This window comes from Uliginosibacterium sp. TH139 (assembly GCF_002855595.1).
Lineage (GTDB): Bacteria > Pseudomonadota > Gammaproteobacteria > Burkholderiales > Rhodocyclaceae > Uliginosibacterium > Uliginosibacterium aquaticum.
Map to the genome: position 1 here is coordinate 54430 of NZ_PKRR01000004.1, position 24109 is coordinate 78538.

Here is a 24109-nt window from a genome sequence, read left to right on the forward strand (position 1 = left end):
TTACTTCAAGAAATTCGCCTATCTCTTTAATTTGCAAGAATCATTGCTAGAATCAGCAATGATTCAGTAGTCTGGAGTTGCCCCGATGCGCGTCAGCCAAATCCTGCTTGGCCTCATGAGTGCGGTCTTTCTCGTTGTGACGCCGCTTTCTGCAGAAGCTGCCAGCAAGAAGCCGGTTGCCAAAACAAGTACTAAAGCGTCTGCCTCCAGCAAGCTCACCAAGCCGGTGGCCAAGAAAGTGAAGCTGGCACCGAGCAGCGTGCGCAGCAAGCAATTCAAGCCGGTACTGGAGAACGATTTCGACAAGGAAGGCAACCCGCTGATCCGCTCGTCCGCTTTCTTTGTGCAGGACGTGAATACTGGCGAGGTACTGCTTGAGCGCAACGCTTCCGCACCGCAGCCGATCGCTTCGATCACCAAGCTGATGACGGCCATGGTGGTCCTGGATGCCCACCAGAATCTCTCTGAAATCATCGAAGTGAGCGACGACGATGTTGATCGGCTCAAGGGCACCAGCTCGCGCTTGGCCGTAGGCACGCAGTTGAGTCGGGAAGACATGCTGCGTCTGGCCCTGATGGCGTCCGAAAATCGCGCGGCCTCCTCCCTGGCGCGCAGCTACCCGGGCGGGATGAATGCCTTTCTGGAGGCGGTCGCAGTCAAGATCAGCCTCATGGGCCTGCATGACACACGAATTTTTGATGGCACTGGCCTGAATAAGAACAACGTCTCCTCTGCGCGTGATCTGGCAACTTTGGTCGCGAATGCCTCGCGCTATCCGCTGATCCGTGAGTTTTCGACTGCCTCCGAGCATACGGTGGCACTGAAGGGCGGACGCTCGCACACCTTTCACAGCACGAACTCGCTGGTGAAGAGTCCGGACTGGCAGATCGACGTGCAGAAAACCGGTTATATCAGCGAGTCTGGCAAGTGTTTGGTGATGCAGGCCTGGATGGGCAACAAGCCGTTGGCCATCGTGCTGCTGGACTCTTGGGGGCGCTATACACGGGTGGGTGATGCACAGCGCATCCGCAAATGGCTGGAGACTATGGCCATGCATCGCAGCCAGCCCGTGGCCAGTGCCGGGCATCCGGGTCTTTCACACAGCAACTGATTGCTGGCAGAAAAATATAAAGGCCGCATGGATCTGATCCATGCGGCCTTTGTTTTTGCTGCGTCGTGTTTGCGGGATGGCTTAGCCGAAGCGGCGACGCTCCGGGGTACGACGGGCAAGCTGCCACAGGGCGATCAGTGCAACAAGCGTGAAGTTCAGCAGGGCCCATTCAGCGATTGTCAGGCCCAGAAAGGGATCGGCTTTGCTGCAGTCGCCCGTGCCTTGGAAAATCATCGGGAAGGCGTCGCCGAGCGGAAAGGAATTGAGTAGGTAGGCCAGATCGGGGCCACAAACCGTTTCGGCCGGAGGATTGCGTTGCAGCATGATCTGGCGGACTGACACGCTGGCGCCAGCAATTGCGCTGGCTGCGATCAGGAAGGCGTAGAGGCGACGCCCCACACCTTGGGCGTTGTGGATGACAGCGATGAGGGCGATCGCGGAGCAAGCGACGAAGGCATAGCGTTGCATGATGCACATCGGGCAGGGCTCGTAGCCACCAAAGTGCTGCAGGATTAGACCGAAACCGATCAGGCCGGCACACCAAGCAAAGATTGCGGAGAAAACAAGGCGCAGCGGGTAACGGGTGTACATGGCGAGCGACTGGAAGTTAGCGGGCCGGTTTCCGGCGGAGGCTGGATTCTAGCCCGGATTGCGTGTGTGGGCTTGCCGCAGGTGCGGGAGTGAGACGCAAAAGACGGGCTGCCGAGAATCGGCAACCCGCACCACATTGAACGGGTCTAGTTGTGCTGGGGGTCTTGCAGCCGGCTTACCGCATCGCGCACGTTCTGAGTGTCGAATTCCGCTCCGGAATCGCCTAGCAGTGTGCGGATTTCCTTGCATCTGGTTGTGGCTGGAACCTGTTGTTCGGAGAAGCCAAGTTCTCGGTAAAGCTTGCCGAGTTCCACGCTATAGGTTTTTGCAATCTCTTCCAGCGTCATGTAGCCGCGGATGGCTTGCGCATCGAGTCGTCCTTCGCTGGTAAGGGCAGCGCTGATCGAAGCCGGTTGGGTACGCCAGTAGCCGGCGAATTGTGCCGTAGCGATCATGCCCAGGAAGATGACCAGTCCGGCCCAGCCGATGACAGCCGGGCAGATCTGTTTGCCGGCGATTGCGGGCAGCAGGAAGGTTTGGCCCTCATGCTCGGTGCCACGCTTGCCGGTGGGGCAGGTGGTGGTGCAGGTGAGGCAACCGATGCATTCTGCCGAGCGCACGGCTGGCGCCGCCATGATGGGGATCGTGACCGGACAGGTTTTCTCGCACTTGTTGCAGGCGAGACAGCTTTCGCCATTGCGCTTGATGCTGAACAGGCCCAGCTTGCTGACGATGCCGAGAAAGGCGCCGAGCGGGCACAGGTAGCGGCAGAAAACGCGATCAACAAAGAGGCCGATCAGCAGGGACGCAAAGAGAATGCTGCTGCCGACTGCAAACTCGCTCCACATTTCGTTCCAACCCGCGAAGCCGTGGGCGTAGGCGGCCCAGGGGTCATAGGGGCGGATGATCAGGCTGCCTGTCTTCCAGGTGAAGACCAGCGCCCAGGCCAGCACGACGTATTTCAACCAGCGCAGGGGCTTGTCGAGCATGGTGGGAACGCTGAGCTGGACTTTGCGGAACAGTTTCTGGCCGATCTTGCGGGCCAGCTCCTGGAGGGTGCCGAGCGGGCAGATCCAGCCGCAGAAATAGCGCCCGAGCACGAGGGCCAGCGCGACGGTGCCGGCCAGCAGCACAAAGTCAGAGGTATTCAGGCGCTGGATGAATTCGCCGCTGCTGACGAATTTGAACAGAGCTTCGAGCCCGCCGAAAGGGCACAGGGCATCGACGGATACCGCGCCGTCCGGGCCGCCTCCCAGTTTTTGATGGCGCCAGGCTGCAAAACTGGCGAAGGCCAGAAAACCAAGCTGGGCGATGAGGCGTGCGGGCTGCACCCAGGGACTGTGCTGGTAGTGTTTTTTCATGATTCAACTCCCCCGATGGTATGTGGATCGGTCTCTGCTGGAGTTGCGGGTGCGCGGGCAGCTTCCGGGCTGGGGGCTGCCCGTGATGAGGCTTAGCGGCGCGGGCCGCGGCCGGCTGCTTGCTCTTCGGCCGAGAGCTTGCCGTCCTTGTTGGTGTCGAGCGTGTCGAAGCGGTTCAGGGCCTGGGTGGTGAGGTACTTCTCGGCTTCAGCTCGGGTGATGACGCCGTCTTTGTCGGTGTCGGCGTTGAGCAGCATGCCGCCCTGAGATCCTTGCCCACGGTAGCTTGCCTTGTGCATGCCGCCGCGAGCCCCCATGCCTCCTTGTGCGCCGGAGCTTCGGGCATTGTTGCGGAAGGTCTGGAATTCTTCGGTGGTGATCTTGCCGTCCTGATTGGTGTCCAGCGCGGCGAAACGCTCACCGAGCCCTGGCATGCCCTTGCTGGCTTCGTCTTTGTTCAGCGCACCGTCCTTGTCGGTATCGGCGGCCTGGAAGCGTTCAAGGGCGCGGCCCTGCATGGTGGCTGTGGCAGGCTGCATGCCTCCGCGGCCGGGGCCGGTCTGGGCAATGGCGCCGGCACTGGCAAAAACGGCGGCGATCAGGCTGGCTAGCGTGAGCAGATTGCGGGTGGTGGTTTTCATGGTGACACTCCTCTTGGGATGATTGAGTGGGCGGGGCGTGTGCTCCGTCCGCACTTGCATCCTAGGCCGGGGTGTCGCGCGAGATGTTTCGCAGCGGAAAGCGTGTGTAAGCGGATGTAACAAGGGCCGCCGGCCGGTCACCGGTGGCGGCCCTCAGAAGCTGTTCCCGATCTTACTGCGAGGCCGTTCATTGATCACTGAGAGGGCTCGCGCGCTGCTCGGAATACTCATTTAGCAACATAAACTCCGGTCCCTGCGTTGCTCTTCACCCTGCTGACGCCCTCTCGCTACAGATCGTGAACAGCTTGTCAGAACCCTCGCAGAAGGGCGGCCGGGTTAGCGGGTGATCAGGGTGGCGATGGCCGTGTGGCGCGAAGCGATATCGGTTGAGATGCTTTCTTCAAACATCATCATCGACAGGCCGAACACATGAGTGAAGGTCAGTAGCGCCCGGGTATAGGCTTCTTCGGCGCTGAAACCGGCCAGTTCGAAAAGGCGGGTGGAGTTGCGCAGGCGGGCCTGATCCACGGCTTCCACGGCGGCGGCGACCAACGCGTCGCGACGGGCCCAGTCCCGAATGGCCAGTTCCATGCGCATGCGGATCTGGTTGGGCTGGGTCGCGTACTGGTTGATGACCGCGTGAATCTGCTCACGGGCCTGCTGTGGCGCGATGCTGGCCTGAGCTTCCACTTCGGCGATGCGCAAGTCGCGCCAATGTGCAGCGACGGCATTGAGGAGCGCCTGCCGGTCCTTGAAGTGCCAGTAAAAACTGCCCTTGGTCACATTCAAGCGGCGCGCCAGCACTTCCACACGCAAGCCTTCGAGGCCATCTTCGGCCAGTACTGAGAGGGCGAAGTTGATCCAGGCGTCACGATCGAGTGGCTGACGGGGCTGGGCGGTGCCGGTGGCGGGCGATTTCGTTGTGTTCATGTGGGCGATGCGGTGTTGGGCTGGGTGGCGTCGTATTATCCGGCCTTGGCGTAATTGGACAAGTCGCACCGCAAGGTGCTGACCTGATCGTTCGAGCTTTGCGGGAGTTGGCAGCGTGAAAATCCTGGTTCCGGTGAAACGGGTCGTGGACCATCAGCTCAGGGTGCGAGTGAGGCCCGATGGCAGTGGCCTCGAAACGGAAGGCCTCAAAAGAGTCATCAATGCTTTCGACGAAATAGCCCTTGAAGAGGCGGTGCGTTTGCGCGAAGCGGGGCTGGCAAGCGAGGTGCTGGTGGCAAGTTGTGGTCCGGCCGCCTGCCAGGAGAATCTGCGCAACGCACTGGCGTTGGGGGCGGATCGTGCCGTATTGCTTGAGACCGACGAGTGCCTCCAGCCGCTTGGCGTGGCGAAATTGCTCAAGGCTCTGGCCTTGCGTGAGTCGCCGGATCTGGTGCTGATGGGCAAACAGGCGACGGATGATGATGCGGGCCAGGTCGGTCCGATGCTGGCGGCGATGCTGGGCTGGCCGCAGGCCTGCTTTGCTTCCAAGCTGGTGCTGGGTAAGGCAGCGCTGCAAGTCAGTTGCGAGGTGGAAGGCGGGCTGGAAGTGCTGGAGCTGAGCTTGCCGGCACTGGTGACAGCGGACCTGCGCCTCAATGAACCGCGTTTCGTGAGCCTGATGAATCTCATGCAGGCCCGCAAGAAACCGGTGGAGGTCTTGCCGGCAACCGGCCTGGGCGTGGACTTCAGTCCGCGCCTGAAAACCCTGCATTACGCGGAGCCGCCGGTGCGTGCGGCTGGTCGGCAGGTGGCGAGCGCTGGCGAGTTGGCAGACGCCCTACGTGCGCGCCTCGCTGCAGAGGGAGCCGAGGCATGAGGATTCTGGTCCTGGCTGAACATGACAACATTCGCCTCAAACCGCTGACCGCGCGCCTTTTGGGGGCTGCGCAGCAGTTGGGGGCGGCTGCGGATCTATTGGTGATTGGTGCCGCATGCCAAGCCGTTGCCGAGCAGGGCGCCCTGTTGGCCGGGGTTGCGCGGGTGCGCCAGCTCGATGCACCGCACTATGCGCACTTCTCAGTCGAAAACCTGGCCATGGTGTTGGCCCAACTGGCAGGCAGTTATACCCATGTGCTGTTGCCGGCGACGCCCTTTGGCAAGGCCTTGGCGCCAAGGGTAGCGGCGATGCTGGATGTGGCGCCGGTGTCAGGCGTGACGGCGATTGTCGCGGGGGACTGCTTTGTGCGTCCGACGCATGCTGGCAATGTGCTCGAGACGGTGCTGTGTCCGGAACCGGTCAAGGTACTGACCCTGCGTCCCGCTGCTTTTGCGGCGGCAGGCCAGCAGCTACCGGCGGTGATCGAGAGTCTGGCGCCCGGGCCGGAAATGGGCGTGAGCCGGCAGGTGGCGCAGCAGCGGACGAATAGCGCGCGGCCGGAACTGGCGACGGCGCGGGTGGTGGTGGCCGGTGGGCGTGGTCTGGGCAGTGCAGATGCCTTTCGTGATCTGCTTGAGCCTCTGGCCGATTGCCTCGGTGCTGCGCTGGCGGCAACGCGTGCGGCGGTGGATGCGAACTACGCGTCGAATGATCTGCAAGTCGGGCAGACCGGTTGTGCCGTAGCGCCAGAGCTCTACATTGCGATTGGCATTTCTGGCGCACAGCAGCATCTGGCGGGTATGCGCGATGCGAAATGGATTGTTGCGATCAACACTGATCCGGAGGCGACGATCTTCAAGGTGGCCGATCTGGCGCTGGTGGGGGATGCCCACGAAATTGTGCCGCAGCTGGTTGCTGCACTACGCGGATGACGGTGTTCGTGTTCGACAGTGAGGCCGCCAGCCTTGCCGTCTGCGCTGATCCGGCAGCGGCCCTGCAGGGGCGTGCTGTGGCGGATTTGCGGGCGCAGCGCTGGTTATTCTTTGGTGTGGATGGCGAGCCTTTGCGGGTCGATTGTCTTGCTGACGGGACGAGCCAGCTGCGCCCATGGGCATCCTGTGCGTCCTGCCGACTGGTTCAGGTGCTGCCGTGGGTGGAGCATTTTGAGGCTACTCCGGAGTGGCCGGATCTGCAGCGCGTGCGCGAGAGCCTGGGGGAGTGAGCCGGGTGGGCCGGCTCAACGCCGCTTCATCATCTTGCGCACAAGCATTCAGCCTGTGGGTTGGTAGCGGGCCAGTGCGGTGTGCAACTGCTGCTCATCGATCGGTTTGGTGAGGAAGTCGTTCATCCCGGCGGCGAGGTAGTCGTCACGGTCTTCCACGCTGGCGTTGGCGGTCAGTGCGATGATCGGAATCTGCGGCTGGCGTACCGGATGCTCGGGCAGGCCGCCGGCACGAATTGCCCGCGTGGCTTCCGGGCCATCCATTTCGGGCATGCGCCCATCCATCAAGACCAGATCGAATTCTTCGCGGGCCAGGGTGCGGACGGCTTCGAGCCCGTTTTCGGCGAATACCGGGCGATGCCCCATTTCTTCGAGCAGGGCGCGCAGGATCAGACGGTTGGTGCTGGAGTCCTCGGCACAGAGAATGCGCAAGGCATGCCGGGCCGCAGGCAGCGGCATGCTTGCGGTGGCCTGATCGAAGCCTTGCTGTGGCAGGGTGAGGGGCAGGGTGAAGCGGAAGGTGCTGCCCTCCTGCTCGCGGCTTTCTACGCCGATGCTGCCGCCCATGGCTTCGACGAGTTGGCGGCAGATCGCCAGGCCGAGGCCGGTGCCACCGAATTTGCGCGAGGTGGAGGCATCGGCTTGCTGGAATTTATGGAACAGGCGGCCCAGCGCTTCAGGCGGGATGCCCAGTCCGGTGTCCTTTACGGCGAAAAGCAGGCTGGCCTGTCCGCCCACCTCCTGATCGCAGTCGACCTGGACCGAGATCTTGCCTTGCTGGGTGAACTTGATCGCGTTGCCGATCAGGTTGGTGAGTACCTGACGGATGCGCACCGGGTCGCCGCTGATCCAGCGCGGCACCCGTGGCCCCATGTCGAGGGTGAAGCGCAGCCCTTTGTTCTGCGCGTTGTGGCGCATGATCTGCACGGTGTCGTCGAGAAGCCGGTGAAGATCCAGGGAAACACTTTCGATCTTCAGCTCCCCGGCTTCGATCTTCGAGAAATCGAGGATGTCGTTGATGATGCCGAGGAGCGATTCGGCGCTTGACAGGCCGGTGGCGACGAAATCCCGTACCGGGCCGGTGAGTTGCTTGTCACGCATGGCCAGCCGCAGTGTGCCGATCACGCCGGAGATCGGGGTGCGGATCTCGTGACTCATGTTGGCGAGGAACAGGGATTTGGCCGCGCTGGCGCGCTCGGCCTCTTCCTTGGCCTGCTGCCAGCGGGCTTCAGTCTCGCGCAGGGATGTGATATCCGAGAGCACGCCGATGCGCACCGGCTCACCGTCCGCACCCTTGCCGAGCGTGTCCAGCAGCACGTAATGGTGCAGGCTACCGCCCTGCGGGCGCAGGCTCAGCGGGCGCTGCAGGATCTGCTGTTCCTGGCTGGCGTCAGCCATGCCCGGTACCGGAGGCAGGCCGAAAGCCCGTGGCTGCTGGCCGATCAGGGCCACTGGATCACGTGCGAACATGCGCCCCAGGGCGCGGTTGACCATCACGAAGCTGCCGTTTGCGTCCTCTACAAAAAGCGGAGTAGGCAGGGCATCAAACACTTCCTGGAGGAAGGCCAGCAACTGCGTCTGGCTCTGGAGTGCGATCTGCAGTGCGGCTTCGGCGGTGCGCCAGGGCGTGATGTCGAAATTGGTACCGACGATCACTGCCTGTCCGTCCACGCCGGCGCAGGAAGTTTTCGCAATCATGCGGAAGGCTTCCTTGCCGGTATAGGGATGGGTGATGTGTTCTTCCTTGTGAATCTGGAGGGTGCCTTCCAGTACCTGGCGATCTTCCTCACGGACCAGACTGACGTAGTCCGCCCCGGCCCCCAGCTCGGCCGGCCCACAGCCGATCAGCTCGGCTGCGCTGCGGCCGGAGTCCTTGGCCATGGCCGTATTGACCAGCAGATAGCGGCTGTCGGCATCCTTCACGTACACCGGTTGCGGAATCACGTCGATCAGGCGCTGAGTGAATTCCCGGGTGCGCTGCAGGAGTGCCTGTTCGCGTTCCACCGCCGCCTGCAAGGCGCGTTCGGCGAGCTTCCACTTGGTGATGTAAAAATGCGCGCCGAGTACCAGCACCTTGCCGTCGGTATTCTCCAGACGACGCTTGCGCACGATCCGGAAGCATTCCTCACCCCGTGCGTTGGTCGTGTGCTGTTCCTTGTCGATCTCGCCGCCGGCCAGCACCTGATCATCTTCTTTGGCGGCCAGAGCGGCCGAGCCGGGGTCGCTGGCGAGATCGTAGGAGGTCAGGCCCAACAATTCCTCGCGTGGCCGGCCACGCTCCTCGGCGAAAGCCTCGTTCACCATCACAAAGTGGCGCTGCTCATCCTTGAGGTAGACCGGATCAGGAATCACGTCGATGAGGCGCTGGATGAAGGCCTGGATGCGTCGGCGACGGGCTTTTTCCTCTTCCAGCGCCTGCTCGCTGCTGCGCCAGCGAGTGATATTGATATTGGCACCGACGATGACGGGCTGGCCGTCGAACCAGTCGATGCGCTCCTTGTTGACGAGTTGGTGGCGCTCCTCTCCGGTGACAGGATGCGGGCCATGCTCGTCTTTGAAGATTTTCTGCCCGGCAAGGATCAAGCCGTCTTCGGTGCGCACCATGGCGCCGTACTCGGTGCCGAAAACTTCCTCTGGGGTGCGGCCGATCACCTGTTCGCGCTCCAGTCGGTTGGAACGCAGGAAGGCGCGGTTTATCAGCAGGTAACGGCTCTGCCCATCCTTGATGTAAAAGGGTTCGGGCAGTACGTCGAGCAGGTTCTGGATCAGCGCTTCGAGATTGGCTGGCGGTGCCGTGCTGCGTGGGGACATGGAGGCGAGACTGCCAGTGAGGCAGCCCGCCAGCGCCAGGATGGCCAGGCCAAACCCTTCCTGCCCGAGAGACCATGCCAGCAGCACGCCCAGCAGCGTGCCGAGAGCGGGAAGGACGTGTCGGAATAGGTCTGGTTTCACAGGGCGGGCCACCAACAGGGGACAATCCTCTCCGGCTAACGGCCAGCTACGGCCGCTACTTGATGGCGGACGGGAGGATTGCCCGCAGGTGTGCCGCCGCTGGTGGGATCAAGCCTTCTTGCGGCCCTTGCGGTTTTCGCAGTCGGTTTTGGTGCATTCGGCGTAGAGATACATGGCGTGTTCGCGCACCTTGAATCCCTTTTCGATCGCGATGGCGTTCTGACGCGCCTCGATTTCCGGATCGAAGAACTCCTCGATGCGGCCGCAGTCCATGCACACGATGTGATCGTGATGGTCGCCCTTGTTGAGCTCGAACACGGCCTTGCCGGTTTCAAAGTGATGGCGTTGCAGCAGGCCGGCTTGCTCGAACTGGGTTAGCACGCGGTAGATGGTGGCCAGGCCAACATCCATTTCTTCAGCCAGCAAAAGGCGATAGACGTCTTCGGCGGAGAGATGGCGCTCGCTGGTACGCTGGAACAGGTCGAGGATCTTCAGGCGCGGCAAGGTTGTCTTGAGCCCTGACTCCTTGAGGCTATGGGGTGGCGGCATCGCGGTCTCCGGTCAGTAAGGCCCGTATGATATAGTCCGGGCGGTGTTCTTGGAATCTTCCGGGGCCGGGCCGATGGCCGGGCCTCGTCCCTGTTGATGTCACGAGAGTTTGTCCGAATGATCCTGCGTAGCGGCTTCCTGACCCTTGCTGTCTGCCTGCTGGCAGCCTGTTCCTTCAAGCCGTACCGGATCGATGTACGTCAGGGCAATGCCATCACTCAGGAGATGGTGGCGCGCCTCACGCCCGGCATGAGCCGCGATCAGGTGCGCCTTGTGATGGGCTCGCCGATGCTGGTGGATGTCTTCCATGCAGATCGCTGGGACTATGTTTACCAGTTCTCCAGTGGCTACAAGACGCCCGAGCGTCGTAAGCTGACCGTCTTCTTCGAAGGTGACAAGCTCGCGCGCCTCGACGGCGATGTGGTGCCCGCTTCTGGTGAGATGCCGGTGCTACCGGTTACGCCGCGCATGATCGACATCACTGGCCCGGCGCCCGCCGCCAAACCCTGATTTCAATCGCGGCCGCAAATCCTGCGGCCAGCCGCTTTCCCGAGGATCGAACATGACTGTGAAGGTCGCCATTGCCGGGGCTTCCGGCCGTATGGGGCGCATGCTCATTGAAGCCGCCCAGCAGATGCCCGAAGTGCAGTTTGTGGCGGCGCTTGATCGCGCCGACAGCCCTTTCATTGGTCGCGACGCCGGTGAGCTGGTTGGCAACGCCTGTGGCGTTCCGGTCACCAGCGACATCGAGGCGGCACTGACGCTGGCTGATTGCCTGATCGATTTCACCCGCCCCGAAGGTACGCTGGAACACTTAAAGATCGCTCGCCGCGTGAAATGCGCAGTGGTGATCGGCACGACCGGCTTCAAGCCGGAAGAGAAGGCCCAGATCGGTGAAGCAGCCACTGAAATTCCGGTGACTTTTGCGTCCAACATGTCGGTGGGCGTGAATGTCGTGTTCAAGCTGCTTGATGTCGCGGCGCGGCTGCTGGAAACGGGCTACGACGTTGAGGTTTTCGAGGCTCACCATCGTTTCAAGGTCGATGCCCCCTCCGGTACCGCGCTCAGCATGGGAGAAGTGGTGGCCCAGGCGCTTGGGCGTGACCTCAAGGAATGTGCCGTGTATGGCCGTGAAGGTGTGACTGGTGAGCGCAAGCCCGAGACCATCGGTTTTGCCACGGTGCGCGGGGGCGATGTAATCGGTGATCACACCGTGATGTTCTGCGGTCTGGGCGAGCGCGTTGAAATTTCCCACAAGGCCAGCAGTCGCATGCCTTATGCCACCGGTGCCCTGCGTGCTGCGGCTTTCCTGCAAGGCAAGGGAAGTGGCCTGTACGACATGCAGGATGTGCTGGGCCTGAAGTAGTCAGGCACTTCAGCCAGATCAAAGGCCGGGCTTGCCCGGCCTTTTGTTTGCCTGCCTCAAGGGCGGAGGGCTACCTGCCGTAAACCAAGGGAGTCGTTCACCCTTTCCGGAGCAGGCATGGCCCGCCGTCAGCACGAAGAAGAGCATGAGAATCACGAGCGCTGGCTGGTGTCCTATGCGGACTTCATCACCTTGCTGTTCGCCTTTTTCGTCGTGATGTATGCAATCAGCTCGGTGAATGAGGGCAAGTACCGGGTCTTGTCCAGCTCCATGGTGCAGGCCTTTCGCAGTGCGACCAACGAGCAGGCAGCAGCCATCGTGGCGCCGCCGCAGGCGACTGGCACGCCGATCATGCCCGTAGTGACCCGGCAGAGCCGCTCGGATACGCAGGCCGAAGCGCGGCGTACCGAGTATCGGCAGAAGATGCGCAGCATGGCCGAGGAGGTCAAACGGGTGCTTGAGCCCTTGGTGCGCGGTGGTCAGGTGCGGGTCACCGAGGGTGTGAACGGCATTGCCATTGAAATCAATGCCAGCGCTCTCTTCAACCCGGCAGAGGCTCAGTTAGGGCCAGAGGCCGTTCGCGCTTTGCGAGCGGTAGCCGAAGTGATTGCCGTGGGCAGTTTTCCGATCAAGGTCGAAGGGCATACCGACAACCTCCCGATCTCTACCGCGTTGTTCCCTTCCAACTGGGAGCTGTCTGCGGTGCGTGCTTCATCCGTGGTGCGCCTGTTTGTGGCTTCCGGTGTCAGTGCTGAACGCATGACGGCGGCAGGCTATGGCGATCAGAGACCCGTGGCGGATAATTCCACCCCGGACGGGCGGGCCCGCAATCGGCGAGTCACCATCCAGATTGAATCGATGGCGCCCGAAGTGGCTGAAGCACCGGTGACCACGACAGAAGTGCTCGGCGCGCCGCGGCAGCCCGAAGGTGTGCGCCAGGTGCCGGATGCGGATGGAGCGCTGGGAACGCCGGAGAACATACGTCTGGTGCCGGGCGGGAAGGCTCCATGAATGCGCTTGGCTCAGAGGCCCGCTGGAATCTGTAAAACGACATAAAAAAACAGGCGTTGCTGATACGGATCTCGCAAAAATGGCAGGCTGCTTCGCCTTCGGATGGCTGCCATCTGCCGAAAAATGTCGGTGTGTGGCTGAAGCTACTGCTGTAGAGGCGCTCGGTCAGTGCACGAGCAGATCTGTGCAGCAATCTTTGATGCGGCCGGTGTTCAGGCAAGAGCGCGTACGTTGATCAGCAGACGTGCCGTTCAGGTGGGGCTGAGCGGTGCCGGGCGAGATGGTCCGGTGAACTTAGTAGCTACCCAGCAGGCGTGAGCCAGGGCGGGTGCGGGCGGCACCGTCCGGTCCATAGACTGTGGGCTGGTCGGAGTGCGCCATAAGAATGGCAAGGGCTTGATGATTGTGGGCGAGGCGCTCGGTGAGCAAGGCACCGTTGGCTTGATTCAGGGCACGGGCCTCGGCGACAGCCTTCAGGTAGTTGTTCCAGACCGGATTGGCTGGATCGCCAAGCAGACTTTCCACGCCGCTCTTGTCATGCTTCAGCGCAGCCTGGCCGAGCAGGCTGGTGCGGGCGTCGGCGCTTTGCTGGAGCAGACGGGCGTAGCGGTTCTTGTGTTCCGAGAGGGCAAACAATGGCTCGACGTCGCGCTCGCCCAGGATCTTTCTTTCCTGTTCAAGAACGGCGACGAAATCCCGTACCTGCTGGGTTTCAGCAATCAGCAGGGCGAGTAGGCGCTGGCGCAGCGCGCTATGGTCGGTAGCTAGGCTCACGCGCTACGGGGTTGGGCGGCGAGCATCTGGCGCACGCTGTCGAGCAGACCATCGGCGACCTTGTCCGGATTGACCTTGAACTGCCCTTGAGCAATGGCGTTCTTGATCTCGTCGACTTTGCCGCTATCGACAACCGGTGTTTCGGCAATGGCTTGCTCCAGCTTTTGCAGATTGCTGGCAAGGTTGGAAAGTTGCACCTGCGACGGGCTGGCCGAAGCGGAGCTGGTGGAAGATTCGCGGGTAGATCGGGGTTTTGAGGTGCTGACCGATCCTGGCGAAGTGACTGAATTCTCGATTTTCACGGCGTTTCCCTTCGGCTCGAGGCATGTGCGGTGCACTGGCAGGGCACGCAAGCCACTGATTTTTTAACAGGCATTCGTGATGCCATGACTGCCTTATCGGGCCTCTGGGAAAAAACTTTAGATTTTTTTGCAATCCACGGCAAGGGGCTGCCGGCGCTCCGGGGCAGAGCACAGCAGGCCTGACGGCAGGAATCGGGTCAGCGCTGAACTTCGACCAAGCCGGCCTCGCTCGCTATCCCACGCACGATTTTGCCGTTGGGCAGGCGGACGCGCAGCGTTTTGCCGCGGCCGGCGCTGCTGATGGCAATCCCCTGGTTGCTCACCTGCAGGCTGCCGGCACGGATTTCCACGCGGACTTCCTGACCCGCATCGATGATGGCTTCGCTGCGCAGCAGGCTGCGTTGCAAGGGCCGGCCGGCGGCGATGCTGGCCCGACTGGTGCGCCCGAGGGCCTCAGTTGGCGTGCTGAGCACATCTGCGGCCTGGTTGCTCAGCTCCCCTTCGATGAGCTTCATATCGTGCTCGGTGAGCGTTGCGCCGAGCGGAATCTGGCGGGCAGCTACCAGCATCTGGCCTTCCACCTTGATTCGGGAGGGGATGTAAAGGGCTTGTTGGGGCCCGGCCTGGCAGCGGGCCCCAACCGAGATGCGTCCCCAGGGGCGGCTGCCTTCGGGCAGGAGGAGTTCCCAGCGCTGGCAGGCGATGAGTTTCTCGCTCAGTGGATAGCGCCCGATTTCAATCGTGACCTTGCCGGGCAGGCTGGCGCTGCGGGCTTCGAGAAAGCGCTGCAGTGCCGGGCCGAGTTGGTCCTCTGCGTGGGCGACACAGGGGGTAAAACAACTAAGTAGCAGGAGGAGGCCGGGAAGGAGGGAGCGCATGGTGCTGCCAGATGGGTGATGGCCGATTCAAGCACAGCGCGCGCCAGCTGATGGGTCAAACAGGCGGGTGCTTGCGGGGCTATTCCGGGGAGTTTCAGCCTGCCGGCAAACATTGCCGCAGGTTGGGTGATGGCTGCCGGGAAAGCCGGTGGTTTTGCCGCTTTATCGCCGTCTGCGGACCCTAATACGGGGCTTAGGATGGTTGGCATAGAAGCTGCAATGAGTTCGTCGAGTGGCCGATGTGTGCCGGGAGCGACGGATATGTTTGAAGAGATCATGAACGGAGTTGAAGAGATGAACGTCCAGCTCGATAACGCCCTGCGCTTTCACCAGACCGCCCTCAACCTGCGCGCCGATCGCCAGGAGCTGATAGCAGGCAACATGGCCAACGCGGATACCCCCAACTACAAGGCGCGCGACATCGATTTCGGCTCTGCGCTGAGCGGTGCGCTACTGGGGCGTGCAGGCAAGCCAATTGCGCTCAGCACGACGGCCAGCCGTCACCTGAATGCGAGTGGCTCGAGCACTTTCCCGCAGCAGATGTATCGCACGGAAACGCAATCGAGCGTAGATGGCAATACGGTGAACATGGATGCCGAGCGCGCGGCTTTTGCCGAAAACTCGGTGCAGTACGAGGCCAGCATTACGTTCATCAACGGCTTGTTGCGCACCATGCAGCAGGCCGTGTCGGGCCAGTGAGCAGGGGCTGAATCATGAGCATGTTCAATGTTCTGAATATCGCTAGTTCGGCGCTCAGCGCGCAGTCCCAGCGCCTGAACACCACCGCCAGCAATCTGGCCAATGCCGAGAGCGCGGTGGGGGCCGATGGCAAGCCTTACAAGGCCAAGCAGGTCGTTTTCCAGGCCGTGAATATGGGCCAGAGCGGGCAAGGCGTGAAGGTTCAGCAGGTGGTGGAGAGCGCGGCCCCTGGCCGCATGCTCTACGACCCGAAGAGCCCGCTGGCCGACGAGAAGGGTTACGTCACCATGCCCAATGTGGATGTGGTGGAAGAGATGGTGAACATGATTTCGGCTTCGCGTTCCTACCAGACGAACGCGGAGGTGATGAATACGGCCCGCACGTTGTTGCAGCGCACGTTGGCCATTGGACAGAGCTGAGCAATCGGCGGGTAAGACAGGAGCAGGCACATGACTACCGTCAGCAGCAGTACCAGCGCGCAGGATATTTATTCCTCGCTGAACAAGACGAGCACGACGTCCACGAGCACGGTCGAGGATCAGCAATCGCGCTTTCTGAAGCTGCTGACGACCCAGCTCAAGAATCAGGACCCGCTCAACCCGATGGACAACGCCCAGACCACTTCGCAGCTTGCCCAGATCAGTACTGTGGATGGTATCGAGCGGCTCAATGAAACGCTCAAGACCATGATGGGCAACATGCAGTCCTCCGAAGCACTGCAGGCGGCCAATCTGGTGGGGCACGCGGTGCTGGTGCCGGGCAGCGGCATGATCGTCACCGAAGGCATCGGGATGGGCGGCGTGCAGCTTGATGCGGTGGCGGACAAGGTCACCGTGAGCATCAGCGACAAGAACGGCCTGGAGGTCAAGCGCATGGATCTTGGCGCGCTTGAGGCCGGTGTGCATGACTTCGTGTGGGACGGCAAGAACGATGCCGGCACTGCCGTGGCCGATGGCAGCTATACCGTGAAGGTGACGGCCTACAAGGGCGACGTCAAGGTGGGCGCCACCGCACTCGAACTGGGCACGGTGACCGGCGTGGTCACCAGTGGCAGTGACGTGAAGGTCGATGTGAACAAGTTCGGCGATTCTGCCCAGCTTGGTCGCGTTTCGATGGGCGACATCAAGCTCATTCTGTAATCCGGGAGCAGATCATGGCATTCCAGCAAGGCCTCAGCGGCCTCAACGCATCCTCCAAGGCGCTCGACGTCATCAGCAACAACGTGGCCAACGCCAGCAACGTGGGCTTCAAGCTTTCGGGTACCCAGTTTGCGGATGTGTACGCCTCTGCGCTCAATGGCGCGTCTGCCGGGGTGTCGATCGGGATTGGTACCCAGATTGGCAAGGTGGCGCAGGTTTTCAACCAGGGCAACATTACGCCGACCAACAATCCGCTGGATGTGGCCATCAATGGCTCCGGTTTCTTCCGCATGGATAACGGTGGCTCGGTGGCCTACACCCGCAACGGCCAGTTCCAGATCGACAAGAACGGCTACATCATCAACTCGCAGGGCTACCAGCTCACGGGCTATCCGGCGAGCTCTACCGGCCAGATTTTGCCGGCCAGTCCGAGCAGCATCTATATCGACACTGCCGACCTGATGCCGGCGCAGAGCTCGGAGGTCGCCATGGGGCTAAACCTCGATTCGCGCTCCACTGTGCCGACCAATGCCTGGGTGGCGGGCAGTGCCAGTCCGGATCCGAGCACCTACAACTCGTCGACCTCGGTCACCCTGTACGACAGCCTGGGCAACTCCCACATCATGACGATGTATTTCCGCACGGCGGGCAGCGGTAATTGGGACATGTATACCGCGCTTGATGGTGGTGCGACCGGAGCGGCGACTGCCGTGACCTTTGATACCTCCGGTCAGCTCACCACCGCCATGCCCGTGACCATTGCGGGCCTGGCTGTAACGACTGGCGCCGTCACGCCCTTCAGCGTTGATTTCGATTTGACCGGCAGCACCCAGTACGGCAGTTCCTTCGGGGTGAATCGCCAGACTCAGGACGGTTTTGCCTCGGGTCGCCTCTCCGGGATCACCATTGGTGACGATGGTGTGATCCAGGGCCGCTATTCGAATGGCCAGACGCGCAACCTTGGTCAGGTCGTGCTGGCGAATTTCGCCAACCCGCAAGGTCTGCTTTCCCTGGGCAATAACCTGTGGGGCGAATCGCCCACTTCCGGTCAGCCGCTGGTGGGGGCACCCGGCACCGGCAGTCTGGGGCAGCTCACGGCTGGTTCGGTGGAAGAGTCCAACGTTGATCTCACGGCTGAGCTGGTCAACATGATCACAGCTCAGCGCAACTATCAGGCTAACGCCCAGTCGATCAAGACTCAGGATCAGGTGCTGCAGACCCTGGTGAACCTGAGGTAACAGGCGTTTGAGTCTGAGCGAACGATACTGACATGGATAAGCTGATCTATACCGCGATGACCGGGGCCAAGGCCACCATGGGCCAGCAGGCTTCGGTGGCCCACAACCTTGCAAATGCCAGCACGGTTGGCTTTCGCGCTGAGTTGCATCGTCTGCGCGCGGTGCAGGTGCAGAGCGAGGCTCAGCCCACCCGGGCTTTCGTGGTGGATGCCTCGGTCGGAAGCGATTTTTCGTCTGGCCCGCTCAATCACACCGCTCGTTCACTGGATGCTGCGGTCAACGGTCAGGGCTGGTTTACGGTGCTGCAACCGGATGGTAGCGAAGCCTATACACGGGCGGGTGCTTTCAAGATCGACGACAACGGCGTGCTGCGCACGCAGGGTGGTCTCGAGGTAGCGGGAGATGGTGGCCAGCTCGCGATCCCCCCGGAAAACGCAGTGGAAATTGGGCCTGACGGAACTATTACGGCGGTACCGCTGAATGGCACCTTGGCCGCGACCAATACCGTGGGCCGCCTGAAGCTCGTCAACCCGCCTGAAGAAGAGCTGGTTCGCGGTGATGACGGCCTGTTTCGCCTCAAGAGTGGCCAGCCCGCCAATCAGGACGAGAACGTGCGTGTAAGTGGCGGCTATCTCGAAGGTAGCAATGTGAATCCGGTCGACCAGATGGTGAACATGATTTCGCTGGCGCGCAGTTACGAGACCCAGCTCAAGCTGATCTCCAGCGCACAGGACAATGACAAGAGTGCCAACCAGGTGATCGCTGCCCGTTAAGGGGGGCGGATTGCGGGGTTTTTGATGCGCTGATTGACGGACTGGTCGATGACTGAGCGACCTATCCTCGCAACACAAGGAGAAGCAAAATGATCCGTGCCCTGTGGATTGCCCGTACCGGCCTCGATGCGCAGCAGACGCATCTCGACGTGATTTCCAACAACTTGGCCAACGTCAGCACCAATGGCTACAAGCGTGGGCGTGCGGTGTTCGAGGATCTGCTCTATCAGACGCTGCGCCAGCCCGGAGCCCAGAGCTCACAGAGCACCCAGATTCCTTCGGGTTTGCAGATCGGTACCGGTGTGCGCACGGTAGCCACCGAGCGCATCCATACCCAGGGGAATTTGCAACAGACCGGCAACTCGCTGGATCTGGCCATTCAGGGCTCGGGTTACTTTCAGGTCCAGATGCCGGACGGCACTTTGGCCTATACCCGAGATGGTGCTTTCCAGAAGGATTCGCAAGGCCAGATGGTGACCTCTAGCGGCTACCCGGTGGAGCCGGCGATCACTATCCCTGCGGATGCGCTGTCGGTCACGGTCGGCAAAGATGGCACGGTTAGCGTGCTGCAGGCGGGGCAGGTCAATCCGGCTCAGATCGGCTCGATCCAGATCGCCAACTTCGTCAATCCGGGTGGCTTGCAGAGCATGGGTGAGAACCTCTTTCTCGAAACCGCTTCCAGCGGCACGCCCACGCCCACCACTCCCGGCACCAATGGCACGGGTGTGATTAATCAGACCTACCTGGAAACGTCCAATGTGAACGTTGCAGAGGAGCTGGTCAGCATGATCGAAACCCAGCGTGCCTATGAACTCAACTCACGTGCAGTGAGTACGGCGGACCAGATGCTCTCGCGTCTGACCCAGCTCTGATCCGGTTCTGAACGGAGGCTGATCATGTCCATCCGCCTTGTCCTGTTGCTGCTCGTCGGTTTGCTCAGTGGTTGCAGCTTGCTGCAGCAGACCACTGCCGTACATCAGCCGATGACGGCGCGGCCAATGCCGGCGCGCACCGAAACTGCCGGCAGCATCTTCGGCAGCAGTCCGCGTTCGTTGTTCGAAGATCGCCGTGCGCGCTATGTGGGCGACACCCTGACGATCAACATCGTCGAGAAGAATGCCGCCAGCAAATCCTCCAATACCAATGCCACGCGTGCTTCCAGCACCGAAATGGAAGCACCTTTGATCGCCGGGGTGATGGGCAAGAATATCGCGGCCAAGATGAGCGCGTCGGCTGCAGCAGACCAGAGCTTTGCCGGCAAGGGCACGGCGGCGGCCAACAATTCCTTCACCGGTACGGTGACGGTGACGGTGATCGAAGTCTTCCCCAACGGCAACCTGCTGGTTTCCGGCGAAAAGCAGGTGGCGATCAATCAGGGCCAGGAGTTCATTCGTTTCTCCGGCGTAGTGAATCAGAACAACGTGAGCAGCTCGAATACCGTGCAATCCACTCAGGTGGCCGATGCCCGGCTCGAATACAAAGCCAATGGCTATCTCGACGAAGCCCAGACCATGGGCTGGATGCAGCGCATCTTCATGAACGTGCTGCCGTTCTGATCGTCAAGCAGGTGCGGAAAGGTCAGGTGGCATGATGGACAGGACAGGAAAATCTCTCCGGGGAGGGTGGCGTGTGGCGCTCTTGTTGGCGTGCCTGCTGCTTGCAGCTCCGGCGCATGCCGAACGCATCAAGGATCTGGCAAACATTGCCGGCGTGCGCAGCAACCAGCTGGTTGGCTATGGCATCGTGGTCGGCCTGGATGGCACTGGCGACCAGACTTCGCAGGCGCCTTTCACCACCCAGAGCCTGATCAACATGCTGGGCAATCTGGGTATCACGATTCCGCCCGGCACCACCTTGCAGCTCAAGAACGTGGCCGCCGTGATGGTCACCCTGCAATTGCCGGCCTTTGCACAGCCCGGCCAGCAGATCGACGTGACCGTTTCGTCGATGGCCAACGCCAAGAGCCTCAAGGGCGGTACTTTGCTGATGACACCGTTGAAGGGCGCGGACGGGCAGATCTACGCGGTGGCGCAGGGCAATCTGATTGTCGGCGGGGCCGGTGGCTCGGCCGGTGGCACCAAAGTCACGGTGAATCATCTGTCAGCGGGTCGGATCCCCGGTGGGGCTACGGTCGAGCGCTCTGTGCCGACGGCGGTAGGCGGCGCGGACTCGGTGCAGCTCGAGCTGGCCCAGGCCGATTTTGGCACTGCGCAACGTGTGGTGGAGGCCATCAACAAGAGCTTCGGCGAGCAGGTGGCCTGGCCGCTGGATGGGCGCCGGATCCAGGTGCGGGCACCCGAGTCGGCGGCCGAGCGGGTGGGCTTCCTTGGCCGGCTCGAGAATATCGATGTCACACCGATGGCTGGCGCGGCGCGGGTGATCGTCAATTCACGCACCGGCTCGATCGTCATGAACCAGTCTGTGACCTTGCAGGAGTGCGCTGTGGCGCACGGCAACATCACAGTGACGGTGAATACCGAGACCCAGATCAGTCAGCCCAATCCACTCTCCCAGGGGCAGACCGCCGCCGTGCAGAATGCTCAGGTCGACGTCAAACAGGATCAGGCCAGCCTGATGCGTTTCAAGCCTGGTGTGACCCTGACCGAAGTGGTCAAGGCGCTCAATGCGGTGGGCGCCACGCCGCTGGATCTGGTGAACATCTTGCAGGCCATGAAGTCAGCCGGCGCACTGCGGGCCGAGCTGGAAGTTATCTGAGCGGCGCTGAAAAAATGCTGCGCCTATTGCGATCGCATCTGAATGCACCTCGTGCCTTGCCGGGAATGGTCGGGTACGTTCTTGCGACGGTGCCGAATTTTTCGCGCACGCCGAGGCCTTGCCCATGAACAGTGTGCAGCCCAACGTACTCGACCCTTCCAGTCTGGCTGGCCTCAAGCTGCAGACGCGGGAAGGCTCACCCGAGGCCAACAAGGCAGTGGCACAGCAGTTCGAGGCGATGTTCCTGCAGATCGTGCTGAAGACCATGCGCGAATCAATTCCGCAGGACGGGATGCTTGAAAGCGAAGGGACCAAGCTCTTCCAGGGCATGCATGATCAGCAACTGGCCCAGCTGATGTCCCGCACTGGGGGCATCGGGCTGGCTCAGGTGGTCGAGCGTCAGCTCAATGGCACAAGCATTCCGCGCCTGCCGACCTACGATCTCAAGGGGCCGGCACAAGCGGGGGCTACGGCGGCAAGTGCCGCCGGTGTGGCGCCGCAACTGGGCACACCCTACAGCGGAGCGGCGCAGGGGTTCGTCACGCAGGTCTGGCCACAGGCCCAGCAGGCCGCTGCCAGCCTTGGTGTGCCGCCGCATTTTCTGGTGGCCCAGGCGGCGCTTGAAACTGGCTGGGGCAAATCGGTGATCCAGCGTGCGGATGGCAGCACGAGCTACAACCTCTTCAACATCAAGGCCGGTCGTGACTGGCAGGGCGAGGTGGTGGAGGCACGCACCACCGAATATGAAAATGGCCGGGCGGTTGAGCGGGTGGAGCGTTTTCGCGCCTACGGCTCATACGCCGAATCCTTTCAGGATTACACCCGCCTGATCGGCCAGAACTCGCGCTATGCCGGCGTACGTGGCCAGAGTGATGGCGACGCTTTTGCACGTGCGCTGCAGCAGGGGGGCTATGCCACTGATCCGGCCTATGCCGACAAGCTCAGCCGCATCATCAATGGCAACACCCTGCGTCAGGGCTTGCAGGCTTCAGCGCGCTGAGGCGGCTCCCGGATCTGCGGGCGCGTCCGTCAGTAAACCGTCGCCCGACAGTCCATGTCCGCCGGGCGGGCCTCCGCCAGCACCCGGTTGCGCCCCTCGTTCTTGGCTACATACAGCGCGCTGTCTGCACGCGCGATGAAAGACTCCAGCCCTTCGCCGATGCGGCGCTGAGCCACTCCGGCACTGAGAGTGATGGCCAGTTGGCGGCCTTCGATCTGCAGCAAGGAGTCACCCACTGCGGCACGCAGGCGTTCGGCGACCTGTACCGCTTCGGCCAGTTCTGTGTGCGGCAGCAGGATGATGAATTCTTCACCCCCCCAGCGGCCGGGGAAATCGGCACGGCGGAGGCCTTCACGCAGGCGGTGAACGGTTTCGACCAGTACCAGATCTCCGGCGTGGTGGCCGTAGAGATCGTTGATCTGTTTGAAGTGGTCCAGATCAATCAGGATCAGTGAGAGGGCTTGCTGGTAGCGCTGGGCAAGATCGATGGCGCGTTCCGCTTCATGATGGAAGTGGCGCCGGTTGGCCAGGCCGGTGAGGCCGTCTTCCTGTGCGAGTTGCTGCAACTCGCGCTCGGCCACGCGCCAGCGGGTGATGTTGTGGTCGATACCGATCACCACCGGACGACCATCGAAGAACACGCTGCGCCGCTTGCGTACGATGCGGAAGACCTCCTCGCCAGTGCCTTTGCGGATGGTGTGCTCTTCCTTCACGACTTCCTGGCCGCCGAGTACGGCCTGATCTTCCCGTTCGGATTGAGCGCGGGCCGGTGTGGTCGGGCCGTGAACGGGGAAGTCAGGCCCCAGGATGAAGTCGCGGTCGAGCTGGCGGTATTCGGCAAAGGCCTCGTTGACCAGCAGGTAGCGGCTATTGAAATCCTTGATGTAGACCGGGTCCGGGATCACGTCGACCAGGCGTTGCAGGAAGGCTTCGGTACGCTGACGCAAGCCGGTTTCGCGTTCCAGGGCCTCCTGCAGGTGGCGCTGGGCCTGGCGCAGTTCGGTGATATCCACATGCGCACCGACGATCACGGTATTGCCGCGTTCGTCTGTACACACGCCTTTGGTGATGATGCGGAATACCTCCGCGCCGGTTCGCGCGTGCGCACGATGCTCTTCCTTGCGCAGCGGCTCACCGCGCAGCACTTTGGCATCCTCAGTCAGCACCTGCGCCAGCCGGTCCGGGTGGACGGGCCCAACGCCGGTACGACCGATCAGTTCAGCCCCTGGCAGCCCCTTGTCCTTCTCGAAGGCCTGATTGACCAGCTGGTAGTGGCTGTCTGCGTCCTTGACGTAGATCGGGTAGGGGATCACGTCGATCAGGCGTTGCAGCCAGGCACGGGTCTCAAGCTGTTGGGCCTGCTCGCGCTGGAGTACGGCCTGTAGTGCCTGTTCGGCTTCGCGCCAGTGCGTGATGTCGAAATTGGCGCCCACGATGACGGGCTCGCCCTCAGCATTGAGGCAGGTGCCTTTCATGATCAGGCGATCGCGAGGCTTGCCGCTGAGCGGGTCAGTATCGTGCAGTTCAGCGGTGATGCGCGCACCGCTCAATGCGGCGGCATCTTCCTGACGGGTGTGGGTAATCAGTTCCGGATCGCTGAGAAAGCTGCAGGAATCGCAACCGATCAGCTCGGCCGGTTCGCGGCCCAGGCGGTTGGCAAGGCTCTGGTTGACCATCAGATAGCGGGCCGCAGAATCCTTGACGTAAACCGGCTGTGGAATCACATCGATCAGACGCTGCATGAAGGCCTGTTGGCGCTCGCTTTGAACAGCGTGCTGGCGGCGTAGCTGGGTCAGGCGCAGCAGGGCTGACAGCAGGGCAGTGAGCAGCAGCAGAGGCAGGGCCAGCGCGGTGGGCCAGGCGAAAAACAGGGCGAGTGCGACCAGCAGCGCAGGCAGGGCGGCCAGAACTGCGATTTCCCGGATGCTGCTGAGCAGATTCATGCTGGCCGATATTCCGTTGCAATACGCCGGCGTATTC

26 protein-coding genes are annotated in these 24109 nt (G+C 61.9%); 16 read left to right on the plus strand and 10 right to left on the minus strand.

Annotation, left to right across the window (positions count from 1 at the left end):
* The first annotated feature begins 85 nt into the window (after positions 1 to 85).
* Entirely contained in the window at positions 86 to 1111 is a 1026-nt protein-coding gene (locus C0V76_RS10140) for a serine hydrolase (RefSeq protein WP_101942295.1), read from the plus strand.
* An 81-nt stretch (positions 1112 to 1192) separates the two neighbouring features.
* Here C0V76_RS10140 and C0V76_RS10145 read toward each other — a convergent pair whose 3' ends face one another.
* The 4 genes from C0V76_RS10145 to C0V76_RS10160 all read right to left on the minus strand — a co-directional run bounded on the left by C0V76_RS10145 (position 1193) and on the right by C0V76_RS10160 (position 4634).
* The gene (locus C0V76_RS10145) at positions 1193 to 1702 is read right to left on the minus strand and encodes a disulfide bond formation protein B (RefSeq protein ID WP_101942296.1); all 510 of its coding nucleotides are present in this window, start codon (positions 1700 to 1702) and stop codon (positions 1193 to 1195) included.
* Between the two features lie 146 nt (positions 1703 to 1848).
* Entirely contained in the window at positions 1849 to 3063 is a 1215-nt protein-coding gene (locus C0V76_RS10150; protein ID WP_101942297.1) for a 4Fe-4S binding protein, read from the minus strand.
* 92 nt (positions 3064 to 3155) lie between these two features.
* Entirely contained in the window at positions 3156 to 3704 is a 549-nt protein-coding gene (locus C0V76_RS10155) for an EF-hand domain-containing protein (protein WP_158239206.1), read from the minus strand.
* 336 nt (positions 3705 to 4040) lie between these two features.
* Positions 4041 to 4634: a TetR/AcrR family transcriptional regulator gene (locus C0V76_RS10160; protein WP_101942299.1), complete on the minus strand. Its 594-nt coding sequence runs from the start codon at positions 4632 to 4634 to the stop codon at positions 4041 to 4043.
* A gap of 115 nt (positions 4635 to 4749) precedes the next feature.
* Here C0V76_RS10160 and C0V76_RS10165 point away from each other — a divergent pair, with 115 nt between their 5' ends.
* Genes C0V76_RS10165 through C0V76_RS10175 form a run of 3 tightly spaced genes read left to right on the plus strand, consistent with a single transcriptional unit; the run spans position 4750 to position 6733 of the window.
* Positions 4750 to 5511, plus strand: coding sequence for an electron transfer flavoprotein subunit beta/FixA family protein (locus C0V76_RS10165; protein ID WP_101942300.1), 762 nt, complete (start codon positions 4750 to 4752; stop codon positions 5509 to 5511).
* A complete protein-coding gene (locus C0V76_RS10170; protein WP_101942301.1) occupies positions 5508 to 6443 on the plus strand; it encodes an electron transfer flavoprotein subunit alpha/FixB family protein in 936 nt (311 codons plus the stop codon). Before C0V76_RS10165 ends, C0V76_RS10170 begins: the two co-directional genes overlap by 4 nt.
* Positions 6440 to 6733, plus strand: coding sequence for a hypothetical protein (locus C0V76_RS10175; RefSeq protein WP_101942302.1), 294 nt, complete (start codon positions 6440 to 6442; stop codon positions 6731 to 6733). The genes C0V76_RS10170 and C0V76_RS10175 overlap by 4 nt, the downstream gene beginning before the upstream one ends.
* A gap of 48 nt (positions 6734 to 6781) precedes the next feature.
* Here C0V76_RS10175 and C0V76_RS10180 read toward each other — a convergent pair whose 3' ends face one another.
* Together C0V76_RS10180 and fur are read right to left on the minus strand one after the other, a co-directional pair.
* Positions 6782 to 9697: a PAS domain-containing protein gene (locus tag C0V76_RS10180; RefSeq protein WP_158239207.1), complete on the minus strand. Its 2916-nt coding sequence runs from the start codon at positions 9695 to 9697 to the stop codon at positions 6782 to 6784.
* Positions 9698 to 9793: 96 nt separating this feature from the next.
* Positions 9794 to 10234, minus strand: a complete 441-nt coding sequence (gene fur, locus C0V76_RS10185) for a ferric iron uptake transcriptional regulator (protein ID WP_101942304.1) — start codon at positions 10232 to 10234, stop codon at positions 9794 to 9796.
* A 117-nt stretch (positions 10235 to 10351) separates the two neighbouring features.
* Between fur and C0V76_RS10190 the strand changes: the two genes are divergently transcribed.
* From C0V76_RS10190 to motD, 3 genes are all read left to right on the plus strand, one after another.
* Positions 10352 to 10744, plus strand: a complete 393-nt coding sequence (locus C0V76_RS10190; protein ID WP_101942305.1) for an outer membrane protein assembly factor BamE — start codon at positions 10352 to 10354, stop codon at positions 10742 to 10744.
* Positions 10745 to 10796: 52 nt separating this feature from the next.
* Positions 10797 to 11600 (plus strand): 4-hydroxy-tetrahydrodipicolinate reductase, encoded by an 804-nt coding sequence (gene dapB, locus C0V76_RS10195; protein WP_101942306.1) that lies wholly within the window; start codon positions 10797 to 10799, stop codon positions 11598 to 11600.
* Positions 11601 to 11717: 117 nt separating this feature from the next.
* On the plus strand, positions 11718 to 12611 hold the full coding sequence (gene motD, locus C0V76_RS10200) for a flagellar motor protein MotD (RefSeq protein ID WP_101942307.1): 894 nt from the start codon (positions 11718 to 11720) through the stop codon (positions 12609 to 12611).
* Between the two features lie 294 nt (positions 12612 to 12905).
* Here motD and C0V76_RS10205 read toward each other — a convergent pair whose 3' ends face one another.
* From C0V76_RS10205 to flgA, 3 genes are all read right to left on the minus strand, one after another.
* Positions 12906 to 13385 carry a flagella synthesis protein FlgN gene (locus C0V76_RS10205; protein WP_101942308.1) on the minus strand — a complete coding sequence of 160 codons (480 nt, stop codon included), beginning with the start codon at positions 13383 to 13385 and terminating at the stop codon, positions 12906 to 12908.
* Positions 13382 to 13687, minus strand: a complete 306-nt coding sequence (gene flgM, locus C0V76_RS10210; protein WP_101942309.1) for a flagellar biosynthesis anti-sigma factor FlgM — start codon at positions 13685 to 13687, stop codon at positions 13382 to 13384. The genes C0V76_RS10205 and flgM overlap by 4 nt, the downstream gene beginning before the upstream one ends.
* Positions 13688 to 13884: 197 nt before the next feature.
* A complete protein-coding gene (gene flgA / locus C0V76_RS10215; RefSeq protein ID WP_101942310.1) occupies positions 13885 to 14565 on the minus strand; it encodes a flagellar basal body P-ring formation chaperone FlgA in 681 nt (226 codons plus the stop codon).
* A gap of 294 nt (positions 14566 to 14859) precedes the next feature.
* On the opposite strand from flgA, the gene flgB reads away from it, so the two are divergent.
* The 9 genes from flgB to flgJ all read left to right on the plus strand — a co-directional run bounded on the left by flgB (position 14860) and on the right by flgJ (position 22129).
* Positions 14860 to 15264, plus strand: coding sequence for a flagellar basal body rod protein FlgB (gene flgB, locus C0V76_RS10220; protein ID WP_101942753.1), 405 nt, complete (start codon positions 14860 to 14862; stop codon positions 15262 to 15264).
* A 14-nt stretch (positions 15265 to 15278) separates the two neighbouring features.
* Positions 15279 to 15683, plus strand: a complete 405-nt coding sequence (gene flgC / locus C0V76_RS10225) for a flagellar basal body rod protein FlgC (protein WP_101942311.1) — start codon at positions 15279 to 15281, stop codon at positions 15681 to 15683.
* A 30-nt stretch (positions 15684 to 15713) separates the two neighbouring features.
* Positions 15714 to 16403 (plus strand): flagellar hook assembly protein FlgD, encoded by a 690-nt coding sequence (locus C0V76_RS10230; protein WP_101942312.1) that lies wholly within the window; start codon positions 15714 to 15716, stop codon positions 16401 to 16403.
* A 14-nt stretch (positions 16404 to 16417) separates the two neighbouring features.
* Positions 16418 to 17641, plus strand: a complete 1224-nt coding sequence (gene flgE, locus C0V76_RS10235) for a flagellar hook protein FlgE (protein WP_101942313.1) — start codon at positions 16418 to 16420, stop codon at positions 17639 to 17641.
* Between the two features lie 32 nt (positions 17642 to 17673).
* A complete protein-coding gene (flgF, locus tag C0V76_RS10240; RefSeq protein WP_101942314.1) occupies positions 17674 to 18414 on the plus strand; it encodes a flagellar basal-body rod protein FlgF in 741 nt (246 codons plus the stop codon).
* 89 nt (positions 18415 to 18503) lie between these two features.
* Complete coding sequence (gene flgG, locus C0V76_RS10245; RefSeq protein ID WP_101942315.1) at positions 18504 to 19286, plus strand: flagellar basal-body rod protein FlgG; 783 nt, start codon at positions 18504 to 18506, stop codon at positions 19284 to 19286.
* A gap of 24 nt (positions 19287 to 19310) precedes the next feature.
* On the plus strand, positions 19311 to 19970 hold the full coding sequence (locus C0V76_RS10250; RefSeq protein ID WP_101942316.1) for a flagellar basal body L-ring protein FlgH: 660 nt from the start codon (positions 19311 to 19313) through the stop codon (positions 19968 to 19970).
* A gap of 34 nt (positions 19971 to 20004) precedes the next feature.
* The gene (locus C0V76_RS10255; RefSeq protein WP_173893994.1) at positions 20005 to 21129 is read left to right on the plus strand and encodes a flagellar basal body P-ring protein FlgI; all 1125 of its coding nucleotides are present in this window, start codon (positions 20005 to 20007) and stop codon (positions 21127 to 21129) included.
* Between the two features lie 124 nt (positions 21130 to 21253).
* Positions 21254 to 22129 carry a flagellar assembly peptidoglycan hydrolase FlgJ gene (gene flgJ, locus C0V76_RS10260; protein ID WP_101942318.1) on the plus strand — a complete coding sequence of 292 codons (876 nt, stop codon included), beginning with the start codon at positions 21254 to 21256 and terminating at the stop codon, positions 22127 to 22129.
* Between the two features lie 29 nt (positions 22130 to 22158).
* Here the strand turns inward: flgJ and C0V76_RS10265 are convergent, their stop codons facing one another.
* Entirely contained in the window at positions 22159 to 24072 is a 1914-nt protein-coding gene (locus tag C0V76_RS10265; protein ID WP_101942319.1) for a diguanylate cyclase, read from the minus strand.
* Between the last annotated feature and the right edge of the window lie 37 nt (positions 24073 to 24109).

Coding starts and splice junctions, on each gene's coding strand:
- flgC (WP_101942311.1), top strand. CDS start 15,279: ATGAGCATGTTCAATGTTCTGAATATCGCTAGTTCGGCGCTCAGCGCG.
- C0V76_RS10265 (WP_101942319.1), bottom strand. CDS start 24,072: ATGAATCTGCTCAGCAGCATCCGGGAAATCGCAGTTCTGGCCGCCCTG.
- flgF (WP_101942314.1), top strand. CDS start 17,674: ATGGATAAGCTGATCTATACCGCGATGACCGGGGCCAAGGCCACCATG.
- C0V76_RS10145 (WP_101942296.1), bottom strand. CDS start 1,702: ATGTACACCCGTTACCCGCTGCGCCTTGTTTTCTCCGCAATCTTTGCT.
- flgA (WP_101942310.1), bottom strand. CDS start 14,565: ATGCGCTCCCTCCTTCCCGGCCTCCTCCTGCTACTTAGTTGTTTTACC.
- C0V76_RS10170 (WP_101942301.1), top strand. CDS start 5,508: ATGAGGATTCTGGTCCTGGCTGAACATGACAACATTCGCCTCAAACCG.
- dapB (WP_101942306.1), top strand. CDS start 10,797: ATGACTGTGAAGGTCGCCATTGCCGGGGCTTCCGGCCGTATGGGGCGC.
- C0V76_RS10150 (WP_101942297.1), bottom strand. CDS start 3,063: ATGAAAAAACACTACCAGCACAGTCCCTGGGTGCAGCCCGCACGCCTC.
- C0V76_RS10175 (WP_101942302.1), top strand. CDS start 6,440: ATGACGGTGTTCGTGTTCGACAGTGAGGCCGCCAGCCTTGCCGTCTGC.
- C0V76_RS10230 (WP_101942312.1), top strand. CDS start 15,714: ATGACTACCGTCAGCAGCAGTACCAGCGCGCAGGATATTTATTCCTCG.
- fur (WP_101942304.1), bottom strand. CDS start 10,234: ATGCCGCCACCCCATAGCCTCAAGGAGTCAGGGCTCAAGACAACCTTG.
- flgB (WP_101942753.1), top strand. CDS start 14,860: ATGAACGTCCAGCTCGATAACGCCCTGCGCTTTCACCAGACCGCCCTC.
- C0V76_RS10190 (WP_101942305.1), top strand. CDS start 10,352: ATGATCCTGCGTAGCGGCTTCCTGACCCTTGCTGTCTGCCTGCTGGCA.
- C0V76_RS10160 (WP_101942299.1), bottom strand. CDS start 4,634: ATGAACACAACGAAATCGCCCGCCACCGGCACCGCCCAGCCCCGTCAG.
- flgE (WP_101942313.1), top strand. CDS start 16,418: ATGGCATTCCAGCAAGGCCTCAGCGGCCTCAACGCATCCTCCAAGGCG.
- flgG (WP_101942315.1), top strand. CDS start 18,504: ATGATCCGTGCCCTGTGGATTGCCCGTACCGGCCTCGATGCGCAGCAG.
- C0V76_RS10140 (WP_101942295.1), top strand. CDS start 86: ATGCGCGTCAGCCAAATCCTGCTTGGCCTCATGAGTGCGGTCTTTCTC.
- C0V76_RS10255 (WP_173893994.1), top strand. CDS start 20,005: ATGGACAGGACAGGAAAATCTCTCCGGGGAGGGTGGCGTGTGGCGCTC.
- C0V76_RS10250 (WP_101942316.1), top strand. CDS start 19,311: ATGTCCATCCGCCTTGTCCTGTTGCTGCTCGTCGGTTTGCTCAGTGGT.
- flgJ (WP_101942318.1), top strand. CDS start 21,254: ATGAACAGTGTGCAGCCCAACGTACTCGACCCTTCCAGTCTGGCTGGC.
- C0V76_RS10155 (WP_158239206.1), bottom strand. CDS start 3,704: ATGAAAACCACCACCCGCAATCTGCTCACGCTAGCCAGCCTGATCGCC.
- motD (WP_101942307.1), top strand. CDS start 11,718: ATGGCCCGCCGTCAGCACGAAGAAGAGCATGAGAATCACGAGCGCTGG.